Annotated in this window: 19 protein-coding genes, 1 tRNA gene and 1 pseudogene; 8 read left to right on the forward strand and 13 right to left on the reverse strand. The window is 64.5% G+C overall.

What is annotated here, in order from left to right; translation table 11 throughout:
- Positions 1-38 precede the first annotated feature (38 nt).
- The 4 genes and pseudogenes from AB7M16_RS12910 to chpT all read right to left on the reverse strand — a co-directional run bounded on the left by AB7M16_RS12910 (position 39) and on the right by chpT (position 4,625).
- The gene (locus AB7M16_RS12910) at positions 39-404 is read right to left on the reverse strand and encodes a response regulator (protein WP_007600538.1); all 366 of its coding nucleotides are present in this window, start codon (positions 402-404) and stop codon (positions 39-41) included.
- Between the two features lie 71 nt (positions 405-475).
- Complete coding sequence (locus AB7M16_RS12915) at positions 476-946, reverse strand: chemotaxis protein CheW (RefSeq protein ID WP_260382291.1); 471 nt, start codon at positions 944-946, stop codon at positions 476-478.
- Between the two features lie 27 nt (positions 947-973).
- Positions 974-3,773 (reverse strand): annotated as a pseudogene (locus AB7M16_RS12920) (hybrid sensor histidine kinase/response regulator).
- Between the two features lie 198 nt (positions 3,774-3,971).
- Entirely contained in the window at positions 3,972-4,625 is a 654-nt protein-coding gene (gene chpT / locus AB7M16_RS12925; protein ID WP_212260414.1) for a histidine phosphotransferase ChpT, read from the reverse strand.
- Positions 4,626-4,823: 198 nt separating this feature from the next.
- On the opposite strand from chpT, the gene AB7M16_RS12930 reads away from it, so the two are divergent.
- Entirely contained in the window at positions 4,824-5,654 is an 831-nt protein-coding gene (locus AB7M16_RS12930) for a 3'(2'),5'-bisphosphate nucleotidase CysQ family protein (RefSeq protein ID WP_453944129.1), read from the forward strand.
- A gap of 10 nt (positions 5,655-5,664) precedes the next feature.
- Here the strand turns inward: AB7M16_RS12930 and AB7M16_RS12935 are convergent, their stop codons facing one another.
- Positions 5,665-6,150: a YHS domain-containing (seleno)protein gene (locus AB7M16_RS12935; protein WP_212260416.1), complete on the reverse strand. Its 486-nt coding sequence runs from the start codon at positions 6,148-6,150 to the stop codon at positions 5,665-5,667.
- 139 nt (positions 6,151-6,289) lie between these two features.
- Here AB7M16_RS12935 and AB7M16_RS12940 point away from each other — a divergent pair, with 139 nt between their 5' ends.
- The 3 genes from AB7M16_RS12940 (at position 6,290) to AB7M16_RS12950 (ending at position 8,548) form a co-directional block, all read left to right on the forward strand.
- The gene (locus AB7M16_RS12940; protein ID WP_172788390.1) at positions 6,290-6,895 is read left to right on the forward strand and encodes a DUF1134 domain-containing protein; all 606 of its coding nucleotides are present in this window, start codon (positions 6,290-6,292) and stop codon (positions 6,893-6,895) included.
- Positions 6,896-7,015: 120 nt separating this feature from the next.
- Positions 7,016-8,314 carry a coiled-coil domain-containing protein gene (locus AB7M16_RS12945; protein ID WP_172788391.1) on the forward strand — a complete coding sequence of 433 codons (1,299 nt, stop codon included), beginning with the start codon at positions 7,016-7,018 and terminating at the stop codon, positions 8,312-8,314.
- Positions 8,315-8,473: 159 nt separating this feature from the next.
- A tRNA-Val gene (locus AB7M16_RS12950) sits at positions 8,474-8,548 on the forward strand.
- Positions 8,549-8,838: 290 nt separating this feature from the next.
- On the opposite strand, the gene AB7M16_RS12955 is transcribed toward AB7M16_RS12950, so the two are convergent.
- The 5 genes from AB7M16_RS12955 to AB7M16_RS12975 all read right to left on the reverse strand — a co-directional run bounded on the left by AB7M16_RS12955 (position 8,839) and on the right by AB7M16_RS12975 (position 15,660).
- Positions 8,839-9,381: a 2'-5' RNA ligase family protein gene (locus AB7M16_RS12955; protein WP_439401485.1), complete on the reverse strand. Its 543-nt coding sequence runs from the start codon at positions 9,379-9,381 to the stop codon at positions 8,839-8,841.
- A 65-nt stretch (positions 9,382-9,446) separates the two neighbouring features.
- The gene (locus tag AB7M16_RS12960) at positions 9,447-10,286 is read right to left on the reverse strand and encodes a universal stress protein (RefSeq protein ID WP_453944130.1); all 840 of its coding nucleotides are present in this window, start codon (positions 10,284-10,286) and stop codon (positions 9,447-9,449) included.
- A 114-nt stretch (positions 10,287-10,400) separates the two neighbouring features.
- The gene (locus AB7M16_RS12965) at positions 10,401-10,790 is read right to left on the reverse strand and encodes a response regulator (protein WP_453944131.1); all 390 of its coding nucleotides are present in this window, start codon (positions 10,788-10,790) and stop codon (positions 10,401-10,403) included.
- Positions 10,787-14,365: a GAF domain-containing protein gene (locus AB7M16_RS12970; protein WP_453944132.1), complete on the reverse strand. Its 3,579-nt coding sequence runs from the start codon at positions 14,363-14,365 to the stop codon at positions 10,787-10,789. The genes AB7M16_RS12965 and AB7M16_RS12970 overlap by 4 nt, the downstream gene beginning before the upstream one ends.
- Before the next feature lie 395 nt (positions 14,366-14,760).
- Positions 14,761-15,660 carry a LysR family transcriptional regulator gene (locus AB7M16_RS12975; RefSeq protein ID WP_453944133.1) on the reverse strand — a complete coding sequence of 300 codons (900 nt, stop codon included), beginning with the start codon at positions 15,658-15,660 and terminating at the stop codon, positions 14,761-14,763.
- A 99-nt stretch (positions 15,661-15,759) separates the two neighbouring features.
- Between AB7M16_RS12975 and AB7M16_RS12980 the strand changes: the two genes are divergently transcribed.
- The 4 genes from AB7M16_RS12980 to AB7M16_RS12995 all read left to right on the forward strand — a co-directional run bounded on the left by AB7M16_RS12980 (position 15,760) and on the right by AB7M16_RS12995 (position 19,069).
- Positions 15,760-16,965 (forward strand): arabinose transporter, encoded by a 1,206-nt coding sequence (locus AB7M16_RS12980; protein ID WP_453944134.1) that lies wholly within the window; start codon positions 15,760-15,762, stop codon positions 16,963-16,965.
- Complete coding sequence (locus AB7M16_RS12985) at positions 16,962-17,744, forward strand: carboxymuconolactone decarboxylase family protein (protein ID WP_453944135.1); 783 nt, start codon at positions 16,962-16,964, stop codon at positions 17,742-17,744. Before AB7M16_RS12980 ends, AB7M16_RS12985 begins: the two co-directional genes overlap by 4 nt.
- A 109-nt stretch (positions 17,745-17,853) precedes the next feature.
- A complete protein-coding gene (locus tag AB7M16_RS12990) occupies positions 17,854-18,249 on the forward strand; it encodes a (R)-mandelonitrile lyase (RefSeq protein ID WP_453947172.1) in 396 nt (131 codons plus the stop codon).
- A gap of 46 nt (positions 18,250-18,295) precedes the next feature.
- The gene (locus tag AB7M16_RS12995) at positions 18,296-19,069 is read left to right on the forward strand and encodes an SDR family NAD(P)-dependent oxidoreductase (protein WP_453944136.1); all 774 of its coding nucleotides are present in this window, start codon (positions 18,296-18,298) and stop codon (positions 19,067-19,069) included.
- Positions 19,070-19,187: 118 nt separating this feature from the next.
- On the opposite strand, the gene AB7M16_RS13000 is transcribed toward AB7M16_RS12995, so the two are convergent.
- The 3 genes from AB7M16_RS13000 to AB7M16_RS13010 form a co-directional block, all read right to left on the reverse strand.
- Positions 19,188-19,865 carry an SNARE-associated domain-containing protein gene (locus tag AB7M16_RS13000; RefSeq protein WP_172788397.1) on the reverse strand — a complete coding sequence of 226 codons (678 nt, stop codon included), beginning with the start codon at positions 19,863-19,865 and terminating at the stop codon, positions 19,188-19,190.
- Between the two features lie 126 nt (positions 19,866-19,991).
- Entirely contained in the window at positions 19,992-20,474 is a 483-nt protein-coding gene (greA, locus tag AB7M16_RS13005; protein ID WP_260382282.1) for a transcription elongation factor GreA, read from the reverse strand.
- Positions 20,475-20,531: 57 nt separating this feature from the next.
- On the reverse strand, positions 20,532-21,017 hold the full coding sequence (locus AB7M16_RS13010; protein WP_212260423.1) for a hypothetical protein: 486 nt from the start codon (positions 21,015-21,017) through the stop codon (positions 20,532-20,534).
- Between the last annotated feature and the right edge of the window lie 12 nt (positions 21,018-21,029).

Here is a 21,029-nt window from a genome sequence, read left to right on the forward strand (position 1 = left end):
CAAGCGCCGAAGGATCCGTTCAGCCTCCGGGCGATCGCTCAGATCAGGCCGACTTCCTGGAATTTCGCCGTCACGATGTCCTTGTCGAACGGCTTCATGATGTACTCGTTGGCGCCGGCGTGCAGCGCGCGCGCGATATGCGCGACGTCGTTCTCGGTGGTGCAGAACACCACCTTCGGCTGGTCGCCGCCGGGCATGCGGCGGAGATGGCCGAGGAACTCGTAGCCATCCATGACCGGCATGTTCCAGTCGAGCAGCACCGCATCGGGCAGGCCGCGCTTGCAGGCCTCCAGCGCCTTCTCACCGTCCTCGGCTTCGAGGATCTGGAAGTCGAGCCCCTCCAGGATCCGGCGCGCAACCTTGCGGATGACGCTGGAATCATCAACGACGAGACACGTTCGCATGTGAACCTCTGCTTCCTCCCCTTTGCGGGGATACTTCCAATTGCGAGCCCGCCGGCGGCAGTGCCGCCGTATCAGGCCGCCATCATCTCGGGCGCGAGCTCGAGGACGCGATCGACGTCGAGCACGACCATGAGCTGGCCGTCGAGGCGGTGGACGCCGCCGGCGAGCTTGGCCATGCGGGGGTCGAGGTTGACGGGGTTCTCCTCCATGCCGGCCTCGGGCAGGCGCAGCACCTCGCCGATCTGGTCGATGAGCAGGCCGTAGGATTCGCCGCGCAGATCGACGCCGACCGCCATCGGCACCTTGCCGTCTTCGGCCTTGGGCAGGCCGAGGCGGGCGCGCATGTCGACCACGGTGACGATGCGGCCGCGCAGATTGAGGACGCCCGCGATCTCGCGCGAGGACAGGGGCACGCGGGTGACGCGCTCGGGCATGAACACGTCCTGGACGCGCGAGATCGGCAGGCCGAACAGCTGGCCGCCGATCATCGCGGTGACGTACTCGACCATGGCGCCTTCAGCGGACTGGGTCTTCTTGCTCATCTCGGTGTCTCCTGATCCCTGTCCTGCTTACGCCGCGGCCCGGCTCAGCTCGGAGGCGCCGGCGGCGCCCGCGGTCTGCTCCTTCAGCGCCGCGATCAGACCGGGACGGTCGAACTTGGCGACGTAATCGTGGAAGCCGGCCTGCCGGCCGCGCTCGATCGCCGCCGGCGACACCAGCGCCGAGAGGCCGATGATCGGCGTCGCGGCGAGGTTGTTGTCGGAGCGGACGACTTCGGCGAACTCGAACCCGTTCATGTCGGGCATCTCGATGTCGGTCAGGATCACGTCGAAGTTTTGGGCGCGCAGGGCAGCCAAGCCCTCCTGCGCGGTCGGCGCGGTGCGGACGCGGTAGCCGGCGGCCTTCAGCACCGGCGCCAGCATGTTGCGGAAGAACGCTGAGTCGTCGACCAGCAGCACCGACTGCGAGTGCAGCGACGGCTTCATCTCCTTGCGGGTGAACCAGTCGGCGAACGCCATCGGCAGGAAGTGGCCGACGTCGATCACCTCGGTGGCCTGGCCCTTGATCACGGCCGAGCCGAGAATGCCGGAGGAGGAGCCGCCGACCTCGATGTTGAGGCGTTCCTCGACGATGTCGATGATCTCGTCGACGACGAGGCCCATGGAGCGGCCGTCGTCGGCGAACACCAGGATCGGCTGGGCGCCCTGGCTGGCAATGGTGACGCCGTCCATGGCGACCAGCGGCATCAGCTGCTCGCGGTACTGCACCATGTAGCGGCCGTTACTGAACTCGATCTTGTCGGCGGGCAGCTCTTCCAGGCGCGTGACGAGGCCAAGCGGGACCGCCTTGGGCTGCGACGAGCCGGCGCGGAACACCAAGAGCGAGGTGGTCTGCTCGCCGGAGCCGATGTGATGCGCCCCGTTCTCGTCGCCCATGTCATGGGCCGAGGAGCCGGCGGCGCCGAGCGCCTTGGCAATGCCGTTGGGATCGATGATCATGATCACCGCGCCATCGCCCAGAATGGTGTTGCCGGAGAACATGTCGATGTGACGCAGCTTGGTCGACATCGGCTTGACCACGATTTCTTCGGTGTGGAACACGCCGTCGACGACGATGCCAAAGGTCTGGCTGCCGACCTGGGTGACCACGATGAAGCCGTTCTCGGGATCGCTGGCGGCGCCGTCGTCGATCTTGAGGAGCTTCTTCAGGTGGATCAGCGGCAGCAGCTTGTTGCGCAGGCGCAGCACCGCGGTGTCCTTGATGCGCTCGATGCGGTGCTCGGAGTTGGCGCGGGCCCGCACCAGCTCGACCACCGAGAGCTGCGGAATCGCAAAGCGGTCGCCGGCGGCTTCGACGATCAGCGCCGAGACGATGGCGAGCGTCAGCGGGATCTTGATGGTGACGGAGGAGCCTTCACCGGCCACGCTCTTGATGTCGATGGTGCCGCCGATCTGGTCGATATTGGTGCGGACCACGTCCATGCCGACGCCGCGGCCCGACACCGAGGTGATGGCGGCGGCCGTCGAGAAGCCCGGCGCGAAGATGAACTTGTGGATCTGGGCTTCGCTCATCTTCTCCAGCTCGGCCTCGGTGACGAGACCTGAGGAAAGCGCCTTGGCCTTGATCTTCTCGGTGTTGAGGCCGCGGCCGTTGTCGGCGATGCAGATGATGATGTGGCCGCCCTCGTGATAGGCGGAGAGGCGGATGGTGCCCTGCTCGCCCTTGCCGCTGGCGAGGCGTTCGGCGGGGGTCTCGAGGCCATGATCGGCGGAGTTGCGCACCATGTGGGGTGAGCGGGTCCTTGATCAAATCGAGCACCTGGCGGTCGAGCTCGGTGTCGGCGCCGTGCATCTCGAGCTCGATCTGCTTGCCGAGTTCGGATGAGAGGTCGCGGACGATGCGGGGCAGCTTCTGCCAGGCATTGCCGATCGGCTGCATGCGCGTCTTCATGACGCCTTCCTGCAGCTCGGCGGTGACGTTGGAGAGGCGCTGCAAGGGCACCTTGAACTCGGTGTCCTCGTTGCGGCGGGAGATCTCCAGGAGCTGGTTGCGGGTCAGGACCAGCTCGGAGACCATGGTCATCAGGTGCTCCAGCGTATCCACGTTGACGCGGATCGACTGGTTGGCGATGCGGTCGCCCTCGCCCGCCATCTCGTCGGCCATCGACTTCTTCGCGGCCTTCTCCTTGGGCGCCTTTGCGGCTTCCTTGGCAACGGCGGCTTCGGCAGCCGGCGCAGGTGCAGCCTTGACCTCAGTCTTGGCCACGGGCGCGGCGACCGGCGCTTCGATCGCGGTCTCGCGGAAGGCGCGCTCGAGCTCGTCGAGGGAGACCTCGCCCGGACGCAGCGGACGCTCCAGGGTCTGCTCGACCAGCGAGCCCGTGGTCATCTCCTTGGCGGGCGCCGCGGCCGGGGCGTCGGGCGCCAGCGGCGGCGCGTCGGCAACGGGGGTGCCGGCCGGCATCGGCTGCGCCGAGCCTGACATGGCGGCCATGCCCTGCTCGACCATCGCCTCCAGCTTGTCGATGAGATCGCGGTCGTTCCCTTCAGGCTCGGCCTCGGTTGCCTCCAGCCCAGCCAAAATCTCCTTGATGCGGTCGATCGACGACAGGATCACCGTCACCGCCTCGGCGGTGACAGGCATGCCGTCACGGAATTTGCCCATCAGGGTCTCGCCGGCATGTGCCAGCGCTTCCAGCCGCGGCAGGCCGAGAAAGCCGCAGGTGCCCTTGATGGTGTGGACCAGGCGGAAGATGTTATCCAGGATCTTGGCGTTGTTCGGCTCCTGCTCGAACTTCACCAGCTGATTGTCCACGGTGTCCAGGCTCTCGCTGGTCTCCGTCAGAAACTCCCGCAACAGATCATCCATGAAAACAGGCCTTCATACAGGAAGGGCGCGCACGAGGCGTGATGCGCCATTTCGGAATGGGGCCAGCTTCACCGCAAAGCGTTTAATATTGGTTGAGTATGTGCAAAAGAACGGAACCAACAAAGAGATAAGGCGCTCCGGACAAGCCGAAGCGCCTCGTAAAGATTGGATTAACGCTTCGCGAGCGACGCTTCGCGTTTACGAAGCGATAACGATGATCGCTTCGCCTTCCGGCCTGAGCGTCACGGTGAGCCCGCAGGCCTGCGCGAGCAGCCGCGTATAATAAGGCTGGATCGCATGCGCATCCGCAGCCGGCCCGCGCTCGCCGCTCAGGAGCTCGGAGATGTTCTGCGGCAGGCGCGCATTGTGTCCGGTCGCGGTGATGCGAAAGCTCATCGCCTCGCCCTCGCCGACCGGATCGACCGTCAGCATGCCGCCGCGCGGGATCGTGTGCTGGGCGACGACCAGCATGTTGAGCAGCAGCTTGACGCGGTTCTTCGGCAGCAGCAGCCGCGGCAGATTCCAGGTGATCGAGCACTTGCCGTCCTCGATATGGCCTTTCGCCATGGTCTGGGCATCGCCGAGATCGATCTGCGCGCCGGAGGAGCCGGCCGCACCGAAGGCAAGACGGCAGAACTGAAGCCGGGCGGAGGCCGTCTTGGCGCTCTTGCGAATCAGGTCAAGCGCGAACTCGCGGTCCTCGGGCTTGGGATCGTCGTCGAGCACTTCGAGCCCGTTGACGATGGCGCCCACGGGGCTGATGAGATCGTGGCAGACCCGCGAGCACAACAGCGCGGCGAGTTCGAGCATATCGGGAGCAGTAGCGGTCGCGGGCGACGAAGCGTCAGACATATAATGGGGTCCTGGAGGGTTCCTGGAATTGCACGGCGCTGGACGCCGCGAATCACGCATGCTTGACGGATGCTGCGGGTTCTAACATTCGCAACCCCGCGGCAGCTAGCTTGCGATCGGCTCGAGGCGGCCATAAGCCCAAGCGAATCGATCGGGGCGAATCAGTGGACGAGGAACGATTTTGCCGACAGATGAGGCATGCAGGTGAAGCGGATCATTGACGGAGCGGCCGCCTTTGGCCTGATGGAGCCGCTGACCGCGCTGGTGGTGAAGGCGGGCGAGGCGATCCTTGCCGTCAACCGCGCTGCCATGCGGATCGACGGCAAGCAGGATGGCTCGCCGGTGACCGAGGCTGACCTTGCCGCCGACCGCATCATCGCGGACGGTCTCGCGCAGCTCGCGGGCGATGTTCCGACGCTGTCGGAGGAGCGGACCGGGCTCGCCTCCCCGCCGTTTCAGAGCAGCTTCTTCCTGATCGATCCGCTCGACGGCACCAAGGAATTCGTCGCCGGCCGCGACGAATTCACGGTCAATCTCGCATTGGTGACGGAAGGCGTACCGCTGCTCGGCATCGTGTCCGCCCCCGCGCTCGGCCTGCTCTGGCGCGGCATCGTCGGCCACGGCGCCGAACGCGTGAGGTTCAACGGCGCGACGATCGCCGGCGCCGAGCCGATCCGCACCCGCAAGCTGCCGACGCGAGGGGAGCCCTGGATCGCGGCGGTGAGCCGTTCGCATGGCGATGCCAGAAGCGAGGCGTTCATCGACAACAGGCCCAATGCGGTCAGGATGACGTGCGGCTCGGCCGTGAAATTCGGCCGGATCGCGGAAGGCAGCGCCGACATCTATCCCCGTTTCGGGCCGACCTCGGAATGGGACGTCGGGGCCGGCTGCGCAGTCGTGACCGCGGCCGGCGGCAAGGTAACCGATGGCAAGGGCGGCGAGCTCCGATTCGGCCAGCGCAGCGATACCGGCTTCATCATCCCGGAATTCATCGCCTGGGGCGACCCGCAGGCGGTAGGCTGCTACTGACCGGGCTCGCTTACTGCCCGAGCTTCTCCTGCAGGGCCGGCCAGCGCTTGCCCACCTCATAGAGGAAGCGATCGGGATCGGCGACGAAGGCGTCGCGATTGTCTTCCCGGCTGAACAGATAGAGCCGCTGCGCCACGATCGCGAAGAAATGCGGATTGCCGGCAACGGTGACGCCGCGGGCGATATCGGCCGGATCATAGCCGCCGAACTGCGGTCCGTAGATCTCGGGATGGGCCTGGAAAGAGGCGCGGTTGCCCTCGTTCCGGAAGCGCCAGACGGCGCCCCAGAGGTTCGCCTCGAACTCCGCCGTCCCCTGCACGGCCGCGCCGGCGACGAAATAGGCGACGGGGTCGAAGCCCTCGATGGCGACGCCGGTGAAGCGGTTGACGACGATCCGCTCGGTGGTGGCGGCCCCTGCCGGCCCCCCCGCGCCGACGATCCAGATGCCCGCAAGCAGGCAGAGGCGGCGGGCGATCAAGGCAATTCCGGGGCGCAAAGGGCTATCTTCCTGCCGTTGTGCCGTCATAGTTGCTGCGGATAACATCCGAGTCGAGGGGACATCCGGCGCAACCTAGAGCCGTGCCTGTTGGCGTCAGGTTAAGGAAGCGACCGGATTCGGTACCAGGGGTTCTTTTATGACTTTCGCATCACGCCTTGCTGCGCTCGCGCTTGCCGGGATGATCGGCTGGATCGTGCCGGCGTCCGCCCAGCAGGCGCCGCCGCCTGACCTGCCGCCGCCGCAACGGACCCCGACGCCCAACACCTATGGGCCGGACGAGCTCGTCACCGCTGGCCATCGCTTCTTCGGCAACGTCTCGCGCGGGCTCGCCTCGATCATCGAGAAGGCGGTCAGCCAGTGGGGCCTGCCGAACGGCTACATCCTGGGTGAGGAAGGCTCCGGCGCCTTCGTCGCCGGCCTGCGCTATGGCGAGGGCACGCTCTACACCAAGAATGCCGGCGATTTGCGCGTCTATTGGCAGGGCCCCTCGCTCGGCTTCGACTGGGGCGGCGACGGCGCCCGCACCATGACGCTGGTCTACAACCTGCCCGCCACCAACGCGATCTACCAGCGCTTCGGCGGCATCGACGGCTCGGCCTACATCATCGGCGGCTTCGGCATGACGGCGCTCACCGCCAACAACATCGTGCTGGTGCCGATCCGCTCGGGGCTCGGCCTGCGGCTGGGCGCCAATATCGGCTATCTCAAATACACCCCGCGCGCGACCTGGAACCCGTTCTAGGCCCCCGCCCTCCCCACTGCCCACCGATCAAGGTTAACGACAGCGCGGGGCTGGCTTTTTGCCGGCCCGCCATGGCATTGTCGTTGGTGAATTTTTCCTTAAGCTTGGGAGTTCTGGCCCATGGTCGAACCGATCATGTACCTGGCGATCGGTTTCCTGCTCTCCATGCTGTGCGGGCTCGCAATCGTGCCGCTGGTGCATAACCGCGCGGTGCGCCTGACCACGCGCCGGTTAGAGGCCGCCACCCCGCTGTCGATGGCCGAGATCCAGGCCGACAAGGACCAGCTCCGCGCCGAGTTCGCCATGTCCGCCCGGCGGCTCGAGATGAGCGTCGAGCAGCTCAAGAACAAGACCACGAGCCAGCTGGCCGAGCTCGGCAAGAAGAGCGACGCCATCAACCGCATGAAGATCGAGCTCGGCGAGAAGAACGCCACGATCTTCGCGCTGGAGGCGCGCGAGAAGGCGGTGAAGGAGCAGCTCCGCGCCACCGAGGAGGAGTTCAGCGCCAAGACGGAAGCCTTGCGCCAGGCCGAGATCGCGCTGGCTGACAAGCAGGCCGAGCTCGCCAAGATCAACTCCGAACTGTCCGACCGCTCGATGATGGCGGAGAGCCGCCAGGTCGAGCTGGTCGCGGTGCGAACGCAGATCGAGGAATTGAAGCACCGCGTCGGCGATGCCGAGAAGGAATTTGCCGCGACGCAAGCGCGTCTCGCACAGGAGCGCACCGAATCCGAGACCGCCTCGCGCGAGCTCAACGAGGCGCGCGGCCGCGTCGAGAATCTGAGCCAGCGCGTCACCGAGCTCGACCGCCAGCTCATCGTGCAGGTCAAGGAGGCCGAAATGCTATCGAGCCGCGTCGCAGATCTCGAAGGACGCCTTGCCACGCAGGGCAAGCTGCTCGCCGAGCGCGACTACGAGAACAACCAGCTGCGCCAGGCCAACGAGGCCAACGAGCGCACCATCAAGGAGCTGCGCGTCGAGATCGCGGGCCTCAGCGGCGGCAAGTCGTCGGCTGCGATGGAGCAGCTGCGTGCGGAAAAGGCCACGCTGGAGGAGCAGCTGCGCAGCGCGCGCGACGAGCGCGCGAAACTCCAGCGCGACATCAACGCGATCCAGCAGCAGGCCGAGAGTTCCTGGGCGACGGAGCGGATGGAGAACGCGCTGCTGCGCGAACGCATCAACGACATCGCGGCCGAAGTCGCCAAGCTCGCGATGCAGCTCGAAGGCCCGAACTCGCCGATCGAGGCGCTGCTCGCGGCCGAGGCCGGCCAGCCGCCGAAGCCCGCGCCGCGCCCGGCCAACGACGCCGCAACCAACGGCGCTCCGGCTGCCCGCCTGCCCGAAGGCGGCGGAACGCTCGCCGAGCGCATCCGCGCGCTCCAGGCCCACGCCTCCCGCGCCCGCCAGCAGGGCGCGTAACCAGCCAAAATCCGGCTTCCCTAGCAAATGGGCCGACCTGCCGAAGGTTTTCCGCCCCCCGCGACGCCTGAAAACTTGACACCTTCGGCCGGCACTTCTAAATCGCGGGCTCCAATGTGCCGGCCGGCCGAAAGGTCCGGCCGCCTGCATGATGGTCCCGGGCGCATAGCTCAGCGGGAGAGCGTTCCCTTCACACGGGAGAGGTCCAAGGTTCGATCCCTTGTGCGCCCACCACGCTTCGCCAAAGGCATCGCGTGGCCCAGCCACGCCCAATATTTGCGAAGCGTATCCGGCGTAGCTCGAAGAGCGTAGACGGACTGGGAGTCTTGCTTCCGCTCTGTCAAAATTCGAAAACAACCCCATGCACAGTAGGCGGCATCAGCGGGATCAAGGGGTTACGCCTTTTCCGAAGTCGCGTTTGACTTGTCGGGCAAAACAGGGGCAGGATGGCATCGTCGGGAGAGGCCTTACGGATAATCGTCGCGGCTGGAGCGGCCGGATGCATCGATGAGCGGGACGTCGGCTCACGGAGCCCGAACCGGCAAGCGCTGTTCTGCAACCACCCGCACGGGCGGAAAAGAAACGCAATCCACGACATCGAACAGCACGCTGATGCTCCCGTTGAATGACTGCGCGAAAGCGATCGCGTCATCACGCTTTGCGTCGGCGATTTGTGTGCCGAGCGTGCAATGAGGTCGCCAGTTTCCCGGCCGATAGTGCAGCCGACAAAAGGCTGGATCGATCGCAGCGCTGATCGAAGCGTGCCACCTGACGAGCGTTTCATCGAATTCCGGCTCCGCCCAGAGCACCAGCGGCGGACCTGCGAACCAACGAATTCGCTTGAACGCGACGAGTAGTTGCCCTTCGCCTCCTACCGCGCGGAGCATGGTGTCCCACGCGATCTCCGCGGTAATCTCGGGCGCATCATAGATGGCGAATGTAAAATGCGGGCGATAGCCGAGAGCCCTCATTGAAGGCTGGCTCTCAAACGCGGCAACTTCATCCCACAAGGCTTCAATCTGCTTTGCCGAGGGATCGTCGGACCGAATGTTGATAGCCAAAGCCACGCGCTGTCGCTCCGTGAATCAATAGATTGTCTCACCAGCGACGAAAGAACCATGCCTTTTGTGCGCTAGTGAGCCATGAGAACGGGGATATCCGCGTGCTCCATGATATAGCTGGTCGCCCCACCGAATATCATCTGCCGCAGCCGCGTGCGGGTAAAGGCTCCCTTGATCAATAGATCGCAACCGTGTGCTCTGGCGGCATCGAGGACCGCCTCCCCCGTTTCGCGCCCCTCCAGCTCGACGCTGATCAAGCTGGCCGCAATGCCATTGTATTGGAGTTGCCGAGCGATCTGACCGGCAGACGGTCCGGGCACCGCTTGGCCGCCGACAACTGTTAGGACCGATACCCTTTCGGCCAGACGAAGCAACGGCATGGCAAATGCGTTTGCCCGAGCTTGCTCGGTACTCCCGTTCCAGTGGATCATGATGTTTGTTGCGACGCTTCTTGGTGCATTCGACGGCGTCAGCAGAACGGGCCTGCCGCTCTCAAACAGCGCGGATTCGATCGCGCGGCGGTGAGGGCCCGCAGCATCAACGTCAGACCGCGCCATCACGATCAGATCGAAAGCGCGCCCATAACTTCCGATAAAGTCTTCGCCCTCAGGCGCGTTCTCCAGCCAGCCGAAGCACGGCGGGTTCGAGCCTGCGGTGGCTCGAGGAACAACATGCTTGAGCATGAATGCTTCGAAGAAGTTGCGCATGTCGTTCAATTCGGCTTCGCTCTTCACCTGATACGAATCCAGGAGAATGCCGGTGGCCAATTCGGCGGCCGCATATTGAGGGATGCCGAACCGGAGTGGAAAACCTTCGATATAGGCGCCGGAACGTCGCGCGATATCCAAGGCCACAGCGAGCGTGGCTGTCATCATCGGAATATTCTGAAGCGGGACCAGGAGCGTCTTCATTTTGAATCCCCGATTTTTCTGACGAACATTGACGGAGGACGCCTGCTTTCAATTGGGGTAGCGTCTGCGAAGTTTCCACTTTGCGAGCGATTCAGTTTGTCACAATGGTTGCAATCATGCGGCCTGCTCAAGCCTCGTATCAATCTCCTGGCGCAGCGCCGCGAAGTCGATTGGTTTGGTCAATAGGTCGGCGGCGCCCTTCTCCAGCGCCTTGCGCTTGGTCTCGGCATCACCGTAGGCCGTGATCATGATGACAGGCACATCGGGGCGGGCCGAGCGCACGATAGGCAGCATCTCCAGTCCGCTCATTCCGGGCATGTTGATGTCGGACAGGATCAGAATCAGGGTGGCATCCGCAATCTCGGCCGCGCGCTGCAATGCCAGGGGTGCCGAGGATACGAACTCCATCAGAAAACGACCGGCGCGCAGATCGCGCCGAAACTGCTGGCGGAACAGCGCCTCGACATCGGGCTCGTCGTCAACGACCATTATATAGACGCTCAACTTCTGCCTCCCGTCTGCAACGGTGCCGCCTGCGTGCGCGGCAGCGTAATGATGAACTCGGTATATTCGCCCGGCTCGGTATCGACCTCGATGCTGCCGCCGTGCTGCTTCACGATGATGTCGTGGCAGATCGAAAGGCCAAGGCCCGTTCCTTCGCCGGCGGGCTTGGTGGTGAAGAACGGATTGAATATCTTCTCTCTGACATCGGCCGGGATGCCGGTGCCATTGTCGCGAATGCGGATTTCGACGGCGCCGCCGAGGTCTGTGGTCGTCGCGCGCAGCCTTGGCTCGAAGCCGTCACCGGCGGCGTCCTTTTGCTTGCTTGCCGCGTAGAAACCGTTTGAAGCCAGATTGAGGAACACCCGCGTGATTTCCTGCGGATACAGCTCGAGCGCGCCCGCAGACGGATCCAGCTTTCTTTCAAGCGTGATGTTGAAGCCGGCTCTTTCCGCGCGGGCTCCGTGATAGGCGAGGTTGAGACTTTCCTCGAGGATGGCGTTGATGTCGGCTGCGCGGCGTTCGCCAGACCCTTCGCGGGAGTGAAGAAGCATATTCTTGACAATGGAATCGGCGCGCGTTCCGTGCTGCACGATCTTTTCCAGGTTGCCCTGTAGCATGTGGATCAGCGCGTCGATCTCCTGCCTTTCCGCCTCGCCCAGGCCGGCTGAGCGCAGCGCGTCGCCGAGCTCGTCGGTCAGTTCGGAGGACAGCGCAGCAAAATTGTTGACGAAATTGAGCGGGTTCTTGATCTCGTGCGCAATGCCGGCGGTGAGTTGCCCGAGCGAGGCAAGCTTCTCGGTCTGGATCAGCCGATCCTGCGTATTTCGCAATTCCTCGAGCGATTGCGACAATTCCATGGTGCGCTCGCGCAGTTCATTCAGCAGGCGTGCATTCTCGATCGCGATCACGCCCTGGTGTGCGAAGTTGGACACGAGCTCGATCTGCTTGTCCGTGAAGGATTTAACTTCCTGGCGGAAGATCGTGATGGTGCCAATCAGCTCATCTTCCTTGAGCATGGGCACGATGACGACGGTCCTTGCGCCGGCGAGGTCGGCGAGTGCGCGAACGTTGGGGTTGCCTTCGATATAGGGCGGCTGCGTCCTGATGTCGTCGATATGAACCGTCTGATGAGTCTTCTCGACGGTGCCGAGCCCGCTCGCGGGATGTGGGCGAATGTTCTGGTAGAGCCGGGTATCGACATAAGGTTGCGGCGCGTTGTGCAATGCGACCGTGCGAAAGCCGCCCTCCTCGTAGAGATTCATGGTGCCAAAACCGGCGCCGCAAATTCGCGTCGCATTCTCCAGCATCTTGTGGAAGACCGGAGTGAGTGCGCCCGATGAGGCGCTTATGATTTCCAGCACCTCCGACGTTGCCGTCTGCCGCTCCAGCGATTCATTCAACTGCTCGAACAGACGCACATTGCCGATGGCGATAACAGCCTGATCGGCAAAAGTCTGCAGCAGGGTGATCTGCTTGTCGTCGAATGGGCGCACCTCCATACGACGCAGCACGATCGCCCCCATGCTCTCGCCTTCGCGCAAGAGCGGCACACTCAAAACGGTCCGAACGTTGGAGCGAAGCGCATATTCGCGTCCTGTCGGGTATTGCTCCCCCTCGGGCCCGAGCAAGTCGTGCACATGAACGGTGCGACGATCGATAATCGCCCGGCCGGTAGGCGATTCGACACTGATCGGTCGTCGGCTCCACACCACGGGAACCTCGCCATGGTGCGCCTGGATGACGAGATCGTCGCCATCCCTCAGAACGACCAAAGCATCATATGCCTCGCAAAGCCCGCATGCGCTTTCCACGATCGCCTTGAGCACCGGTCCGACTTCGGTCGGAGAGGAAGCGATGACCCTCAAGATATTGGCGCTGCCGGTCTGGTACGTCAGCGCCTCGGACAGATCGCGCGTCCTGGTTTTCAATTGTTCGAACAGCCGGACATTCTCGATGGCGATCACCGCCTGGTCGGCAAACGTGGCGACGAGCTCGATCTGTTTTTCGGTGAAGGGCTGCACGCGCTTGCGGGCGATCACGATCGCGCCGATCGGCTCATTCTCGCGCAGGAGTGGAACACCGAGCGCCGTGCGTTGACCAGCCATCGTGATCGACGCCTGCAGGCCGTATTCGGGATCGGCAGCGACGTCGAGGATCTGCACCGGACGGCGTTCGAGGACGGCTCGACCCGTGACCGTGCCCCGGCCGGGGGCGATCGGATGAGCCTGCAGAAAGGCGATGTAGTCCTCGGAAAACCCGACCGCTGCTCCGGCCTGATATTCATCGCCCTCGCGGCGCATGATGAAGGCCATCTCCGCTTCGCACAGCCGGGCCGCCGACTCGACCAGCGTGTCGAGCACGGTTTGCAGATCGAAGGTCGAGCGGCTGATCACCTTCAGCACATCCGCAGTCGCGGTTTGCTGCTGGAGCGATTCGGCGAGGTCGCGCGTCTTCGCCTGGACCTCATCAAACAGCCGCACATTCTCAATCGCGATCACGGCCTGATCGGCGAAAGTGGAGACCAGGTCGATCTGCTTGTCCGTGAACGAGTTCACGGTCTTGCGGCCCAGGAATAGCACGCCGATCGTTTCTCCGGACCGGAGCAAGGGTACGCCCAGGAGGGTGCGGTAACCGCCGGCCCTCTGTTGCTCGGGATAGGCATAGTCGGGATCGACCAGGACGTCCGGGATCTGAACAGCCTTGCCGCACAGCAGGACGCGCCCGACCAGGCTACCGCGTCCCGCATTGAGCCGAACGCCCGCCGAGGCCTTGGCCCACTCGGGCGAGAAATTGTAGCGAGTTGCATGATAGTAGCCACCATCGCCATCGTGCCGGACGATTGCCGCCATGTCGGCACCACACAGCCACGCCGCCGATTCCGTCAGCGTGTCGAGAACGGTTTGCAGATCGAACGCGGAGCGGCTGATGACTTTCAACACATCGGCGGTCGCGGTCTGCTGCTGCAGCGATTCCCGCAAGTCGTCGGTACGCGCCTGCACCTCGTCGAACAGCCGCGCGTTCTCTATGGCGATGACAGCCTGGTCGGCGAAGGTCTGCAGAAGCTGCACATGATGCGGAGCGAAGGCCCCCGGCTCGGCTCGCGTGACGCTGATCATGCCGATCACCACGCCGCCGGTCGCGAGCGGAACGAACAACATGCTGCGAAAGCCGCGGGCGCGCGCGATGAATTTGATGTCGTTCGTCAGCGCTTCAGTATCGGGCGTCGGCACCACCTTACCGGCCTCTGCCCTCGCAAAACTCTCGAAATCGGCGATCGGACGCGGAAACATCTTCTTCAAAGCTTCGTCGGCGGCAGGATTCGTCGGCGTGAACGCCGCCAAGTGGGCATTGCCGTCGATGAAGCGGAATACGGTCGTCGAAAAGCCGCCGAGCAAGGCATTTGCGCGCCTCGCGATCGCATCGAATACCGGTTTCACCTCCGATGGCGAACTGGCAATGATTTTGAGAATGTCCGCGGTGGCGGTCTCGCGATCTTGTGCGGCGCGCAATTCGGCCAGGAGCCGCGCGTTCTCCTGCTGCAAATCCGCCACAACGTCCTGAGGAAGCGCGGCCATGATGAAAATCCACGTCGCCAGCCGGTTCGCGGCCGACGTCAAAATCTAATCAAGAATGTGTCGGGAATTATTCCACCATCAGGTGCTTTCGACCAGAGGTACCGTGAGTTGATTTTCGATCGACTACGCGTCAATTCGCCTGCGCGATCCAAGAAGCGACGAGTTCCACAAATTACCGCTGCAGGCCGACGCGTTTTGTGCCGCATGGCAGCAGGCCTTGAGGAGTCTCGGGCCCCAATGCTGCGCCAAGTGCAACGGCGCTCGCAAAATGCCGGCGGCCGGCGTGGGCCGCGTAACCATGTCGTGACCAATGCCGCCGCCGAGCTGGAGGGAAACCTCTGGCGCAAAGGCCACGTCCCTGGGACATGCCATTTGTGCTGGAGTCAGAAGACATCCTACCTGCCGCGATAGCGGAGCGCGTCCACGAGCAGCGAGAAGGCCGGTGAAGGCTGGCGCCGGGAGGGATAGTAGAGATGGTATCCCGAGAATGGCGGGCACCAATCCGAAAGCACGCGGACCAGATGGCCCTGGGACAGGTAGGGCTGCACATGTCCCTCCGTGAGGTAGGCGAGGCCAAGGCCCTTCAACGCACCATCCAGAAGAAGACCCGCGCTGTTGAACACGAGCTGGCCCTCCACGCGCACATTGAGCTCCCGCCCGTTCTTCTCGAACTCCCAGGCATAGAGGCTGCCACCATGGGTCGGCAGACGCAGGTTGAGGCAATTGTGGTGGGTCAGATCCTGGGGCGTCCTCGGCCGCTTACGATCGGCGAAATAGGCGGGTGATCCGACCACGGCCATGCGAAGATCTGGGCTGACGCGCACAGCGATCATGTCCTTGGCGACGAGTTCGCCGGGGCGGATGCCCGCATCGACCTGCTGCGCCACGATGTTGGTGAGGCCGTAGTCGATGATGATCTCGACCTGGATATCAGGGTATTTGGACAAGAGCTTCGCCAGCGCCGGCAGCAGGATCTCGGAAGCGGCAAACTCCGTAGCCGTCAATCTGACGGTTCCGGCCGGCTTCTCGCGCAGCTCGCTCAGCGCCGCAAGTTCGGCGTCCATCTCGGTGAACTTCGGACCGACGCTCAGGAACAGCCGCTCGCCGGCCTGGGTCGGCGTGACGCTCCGCGTCGTCCGGTTCAACAGGCGAACCCCGAGTCGCTCCTCCAGATTGCGGATGATCTGACTGAGAGCGGATTGCGTCATGCCGAGCTTTGCCGCGGCGCGCGTGAAGCTGCGCTCTCGCGCCACCGCGAGGAATGCGAGGAGATCGCTGGCGTCGTCCCGATTCATTCATAAGCCCAGCTAATGACTGCATTCGGAATCTATCACCTAATCGCAGGCGAGCGAAGGCCCTAGGTTCTCAGCAGCCATCAGGAGCTTTGAGTCACCATGACGGTTACAGCCACGCAGCCCGTCGCATCGCTCCGCGCCACGGCGACCCTGATTCCGATCATGGGCGTGGTGTTCGTCGCGTTCTTCGTCGTTGGCGTCGCGATGCCGGTCCTGCCGCTTCATGTCCACGAGGGATTGGGGCTCGATACATTCGTGGTCGGGCTCGTCGCCGGCAGCCAGTTTGCAGCTTCGCTGATCTTCCGGCCGTGGGCCGGCCACTTCTCGGATCGTTGCGGAGCAAGGCGCGGCGTGATCGTGGGCCTCATAGGTGCCGCAGTCTCCGGATTGTTTTACCTGGTCTCGCTCGGCTTCACCCAAGCCCCGCTGGTGTCGGTTTCGATATTGCTGCTGGGCCGCGCCCTGCTCGGGGCGGCCGAGAGCTTCATCATCACCGCCGCCGTGAGCTGGGGCCTGGCGCTCGCCGATCCAAGCAGCACGGGCAAGGTCATCGCTCGGGTGGGATCGGCGATGTTCGCCGCCTTCGCGATTGGTGCGCCCGCAGGTTCCGCACTGCATGCCGCCTACGGCTTTGCCGCGATCGCGCTTGCCACTGTGATGGCTCCGTTGTTGACGCTGCTGCTCGTCATGCCGCTTCCCGCCGTCGCCCCGGTGCACCACGCCCGTCTCTCGTTCGGGCAAGTCATCGCCTCGGTATGGCTGCCCGGCTTCGGCTCGGCCCTCGGCAGCGTCGGGTTCGGTGCCGTCACCACGTTCGCTGCATTGCTGTTCGCTGTTCATGGATGGGCCTATGGCTGGCTTGCCTATACCTTCTATGCGGTCGCCTTCATCCTCGCGCGCGTGTTGTTCAGTCACCTTGCCGACGCGGTCGGCGGTGCCCAGGTCGCGCTCGTCTGCGCGGTGATCGAAGCCGCCGGCCAGGCGCTGATCTGGCTCGCCGACCGGCCCGAGATGGCGCTTGCCGGCGCCGCGCTCACCGGCTTCGGCTTTTCGCTGGTCTATCCGGGCTTCGGCGTCGAAGCGGTGCGACGCGTTCCGGCCCAGAACCGCGGCCTCGCCATGGGCGCCTACACGGCGTTCCTGGATCTGGCGCAAGGGCTCGCGAGCCCGGCGCTCGGAGTGATCGCCGGCGGCGCGCGACTGAACATGGCGTTTCTCGCGAGCGCCATGACCGTGCTCGGAGCCGCGCTGGTGGCGATGTGGCTGATGGCACACCCCACAACCTCAGAAGGATCCCCACCATGAGAATGCTCGCTGCAACCCTGTTTTCATTCTGCCTGTTCGCCCGCGCGGCCGCCGCTGGACAGCCGTCCATCGAAGGAGCAAATGCCATTTTAAAGCCGGAAGACGTCCGCGCCGTCGCTCCAGCACTCGAAGGCTATGCGCAAAAGTTCGTCGCCGGCGATCTGTGGAACAGACCGGGGCTTTCGCGCCGGGACCGCAGCATCGTCACCGTCGCCGCGCTGATCGCGCGCGATCGAACCGTCGAGCTTCCCTACTACCTGGCACTCGCGCTCGACAACGGCGTGAAGCCGTCGGAGATATCGGAGATCATCACGCACCTGGCGTTCTACACCGGCTGGGCGAATGCGATGGATGCGATTCCGCCGACGAGAGCGGTGTTCAGGAATCGCAACATCGGAGCGGATCAACTCCCCCCGGCTTCGGGGCCACAGCTGCCGCTCGACGAGGCTGCGGAGAAACAGCGGGCGACCCGCGTCGGCGAGGAGTTCGGGCAGGTCACGCCAAGCCTGGTCCAGTACACGACCGACGTGCTGTTCCGCGATCTCTGGCTCAGACCGGCGCTAGCGCCGCGCGACCGCAGCCTCGTCACCGTGAGCGCTCTGATCGCGACCGGCCAGGTCGCGCAGATCACCTACCATCTGAACCGTGCGATGGATAACGGGTTGACGCGGGAGGAAGCGGGCGAGGTACTCGGCCACCTCGCCTTCTACGCCGGCTGGCCCAACGCATTCTCCGCGGCGCCGGTCATCAAGGGCGTGATCGAGAAGCGGCCACACTGAGCGGAGACATGCCGTGATCACACGACGAGACGTACTCATCGCGGGTAGCGTAGCTCTCGCATTTTCGCAGGCGCGCGCGTTTGAAGCAACACAGGAGATTCGCATGGACATTGACATCAAGAGAAACGGATCGCGCCCCTCGCAGAAGGGCTCCCAGGACTGGTTCACTGGCACCGTGCGCGTCGACCCGCTATTCCAGGCCCCGGAGCCGGCCCGGGTCGGCGCCGGCCAGGTCACGTTCGAGCCCGGCGCCCGGACTGCGTGGCACACGCATCCGCTCGGTCAGACCCTCATCGTCACGGCCGGGCTCGGCTGGGTGCAGCGCGAGGGTGGCCCGGTCGAGGAAATCAGGCCCGGCGATGTCGTCTGGTTTCCGCCGGGACTGAAGCACTGGCATGGCGCGTCGCCGACGACGGCGATGACCCACATCGCCATTCAGGAATCGTCCGGAGGCAGGAATGTGGATTGGCTGGAGAAGGTGAGCGACGAACAGTATCGGAAATGATGCGAGAGCGCGGTACACTGCGCGCGACAAAGTCGAGAACGCGCGTATGGCAATTATCTTCATCACCGGCAGCACGGATGGCCTCGGCCGGGCGGCGGCGCAATCGCTCCTCGATCGGGGCCACCACGTCGTGCTGCACGCGCGTTCGGCCGATCGTGCTGCGGCCCTCGGCGGGCTCACTTCGCGCGCCCGGGGATTGGTGATCGGCGATCTCAGAAGCGCCGAGGAGACGCGGAGCATCGCCGACCAGGTCAACGCGATCGGGCGCATGGATGCGGTCATCCACAATGCCGGCGTCTACACGCGGCCGAGCCGCGGCGCGACGCCGGAAGGCCATGCGAAGACGCTGGCCATCAACACGCTTGCGCCGTTCATGCTGACGGCCCTGATCGCGCGGCCCGCCCGATTGATCTATCTCAGCAGCGGATTGCACCGCGGCGGAGAGGGCTCGCTCGACGACCTCGATTGGACCAAGCGGGCCTGGAATGCGGCCAAGGCCTATGCCGAGAGCAAGCTGCACGTCGTCGCGCTCGCCTACGCGCTGGCGCGGCGCTGGCCCAACGTCCTCTGCAACGCCGTCGATCCCGGTTGGGTGCGCACGAAGATGGGCGGCGCGGGCGCCCCGGTCGATATCGACACGGGGCAACGGACCCAGACCTGGCTGGCGGTGAGCGAGGATCACGCGGCGCGGGTGAGCGGACGCTACTGGCATCATCTCGAGCAGCAAGAGCCGGCCCGCGAGGCGACCGATCCGAGATTTCAGGACCAGCTCATCGGCCAATTGAGCGAGCTGACGGGCGTTGCGCTGCCGGAGGTGTAACGCACGATGTAATCCTCGTCATTGCGAGCGCAGCGAAGCAATCCAGAATCCCTCTGCGGAAAGACTCTGGATTGCTTCGTCGCAAGAGCTCCTCGCAATGACGGCGGAGAGCGGCATTTCACGCCGCGCGCTGTGGCCGCCAGGCCGTGTAGAGACCGATCAGTGTCCCGATGGCAACCAGCGCGGCGGCCAGCAGCACCTGCAATTCGCCATCGTCGGTGGGGCCGATGGACGACACCAGCCTGGTCACGATGAGGAACAGAATGCCCACCGCCGCCGCCGCACCCACGCCGAGATAAGCGAGCTCGCGCCTCAGGCTGCGGCCGAGCAGTCCGAGCGCCGTGAAATACATCGCGCAGGCGTTGGGATGAACGAACAAGGCAATGCGGGCATAGGGGCCATAGGCGTCGAACAAGGACTCGCATCGGCGCAGGGCCGCCTTCGAGGCCACCCGCTGCAGGAACGGCCGGAAGAAACGAGCCTGTCCGTAGCTGAGAACGGCGCCCAGGATGATGGCGAGCCACGCCGCGACAAAGACGGAGCCATCCACGGCCTTCGGACTGAGCGCCACGGACATCAGGATGAGGGCGGTGCCGGGAAAATAGCCGAAATACGGAAAGACCGCTTCCACCAGCACGCAGACGAACATGAAGGCCGGAAACCATGCCGACCCGGTCGCGCCATGGACGATGGCGTTCAAGTCGAACAGGCTCGTCCTGTAAAGTACGAGGTACATGCACATGGCGAGGGCAGCCAGCGCGTAGAACGGCAGCGCTCCCGACAAAAACCGTCTCATCCAATCATCAAGCTTTGTTTGGCGGAGACGACGGCCTCGCGCTGTTCCGGATCATGCTTTAGGCCAATGGGCTTGATGCTGTCGATGGCGCTCTTTGCCACGCAACCGCACCTGGGTTGGCGCACCCTACGAGATCGATAGAATCTCGATCTCCTGCGCGCCAGAGCCGACGACGTCGCCGACCGCCTTGCCCATCAGCGACCTCGCGACCGGCGCGACGAACGATATCGAGCCGGCCTTGGGATCGGCCTCGTCCTCGCCGACGATGCGGTAGGTCTGCACCCGGCCGTCGGCGCGACTGAAGCTCACGGTGCTGCCGAAGGCGACGATTTCGGTCGCGACAGGATCGGTCATCACCTGGGCCGTGCGCAAGCGTTCGGTGAGATAGCGGAGATCGCGCAGGGGCACGGCCGACTGCCGGCGCTTCTCGTTGACGTCCTCGATGGCTTGCGCGGCTTCGTAGGCCGCGCGCGCTTCGGCAAGCTGCGTCTGCAGCGCCTTGAAGCCTGCTTCCGTCACGAGGTTCGGATGCGGCGAGATCGGGCGGTCCGGCAACAGCGTCTCGGACGCAGTTTCGGCGCTCTCTTCCTTGGTGAAGGCGACGCTCAATTGAAGATCCTGTCGAACTGTTTCGTTGGCGACGCCGTGTGGCGCCGACGACCGAGACTATATCTCAAGTTCGACGAAACGGCGGAGCTTGAAGACGAGGTCCGGCACGGCCTGACGGAACCGGGTTGCGTTCTGGAAACTGGTCGAGAACGGCGCGAAGGTCAGCATCGCGTTCCAGTGCCGGTAACCATAGACCGTAACCGAAACGCCGGAGCTCGGGAAGTTTTCCAGCTTGCGCAGCTCGCCGAGCACGAGATCCGCGATTGCCTCCGCCGGCAGCAGGCGCTTGCCGTCCCGCGTGGTTGCGATTGGCTCGGGCGGCTCGGCCGGCCTGGTGGCCGCCGGCGCCGCATCGGGCGCGCGCTCGGCCTTGGCCGCGGCCGCATCGGACCTGGACCTCTCGACCGGCTCCACGGGATCGGCCGGCACAATCGGCGGAACCTCGGCGAGCGGCGGCGGTGCAACATGGTCTGCGCGCTTGTTGCCTCCCAGGATGCTGCTGATCATGGCCACAAGGCCGGCATCCTTCACCTCGTCACTCATCATTCCCCCCGG

The organism is Bradyrhizobium sp. USDA 372 (assembly GCF_053629095.1).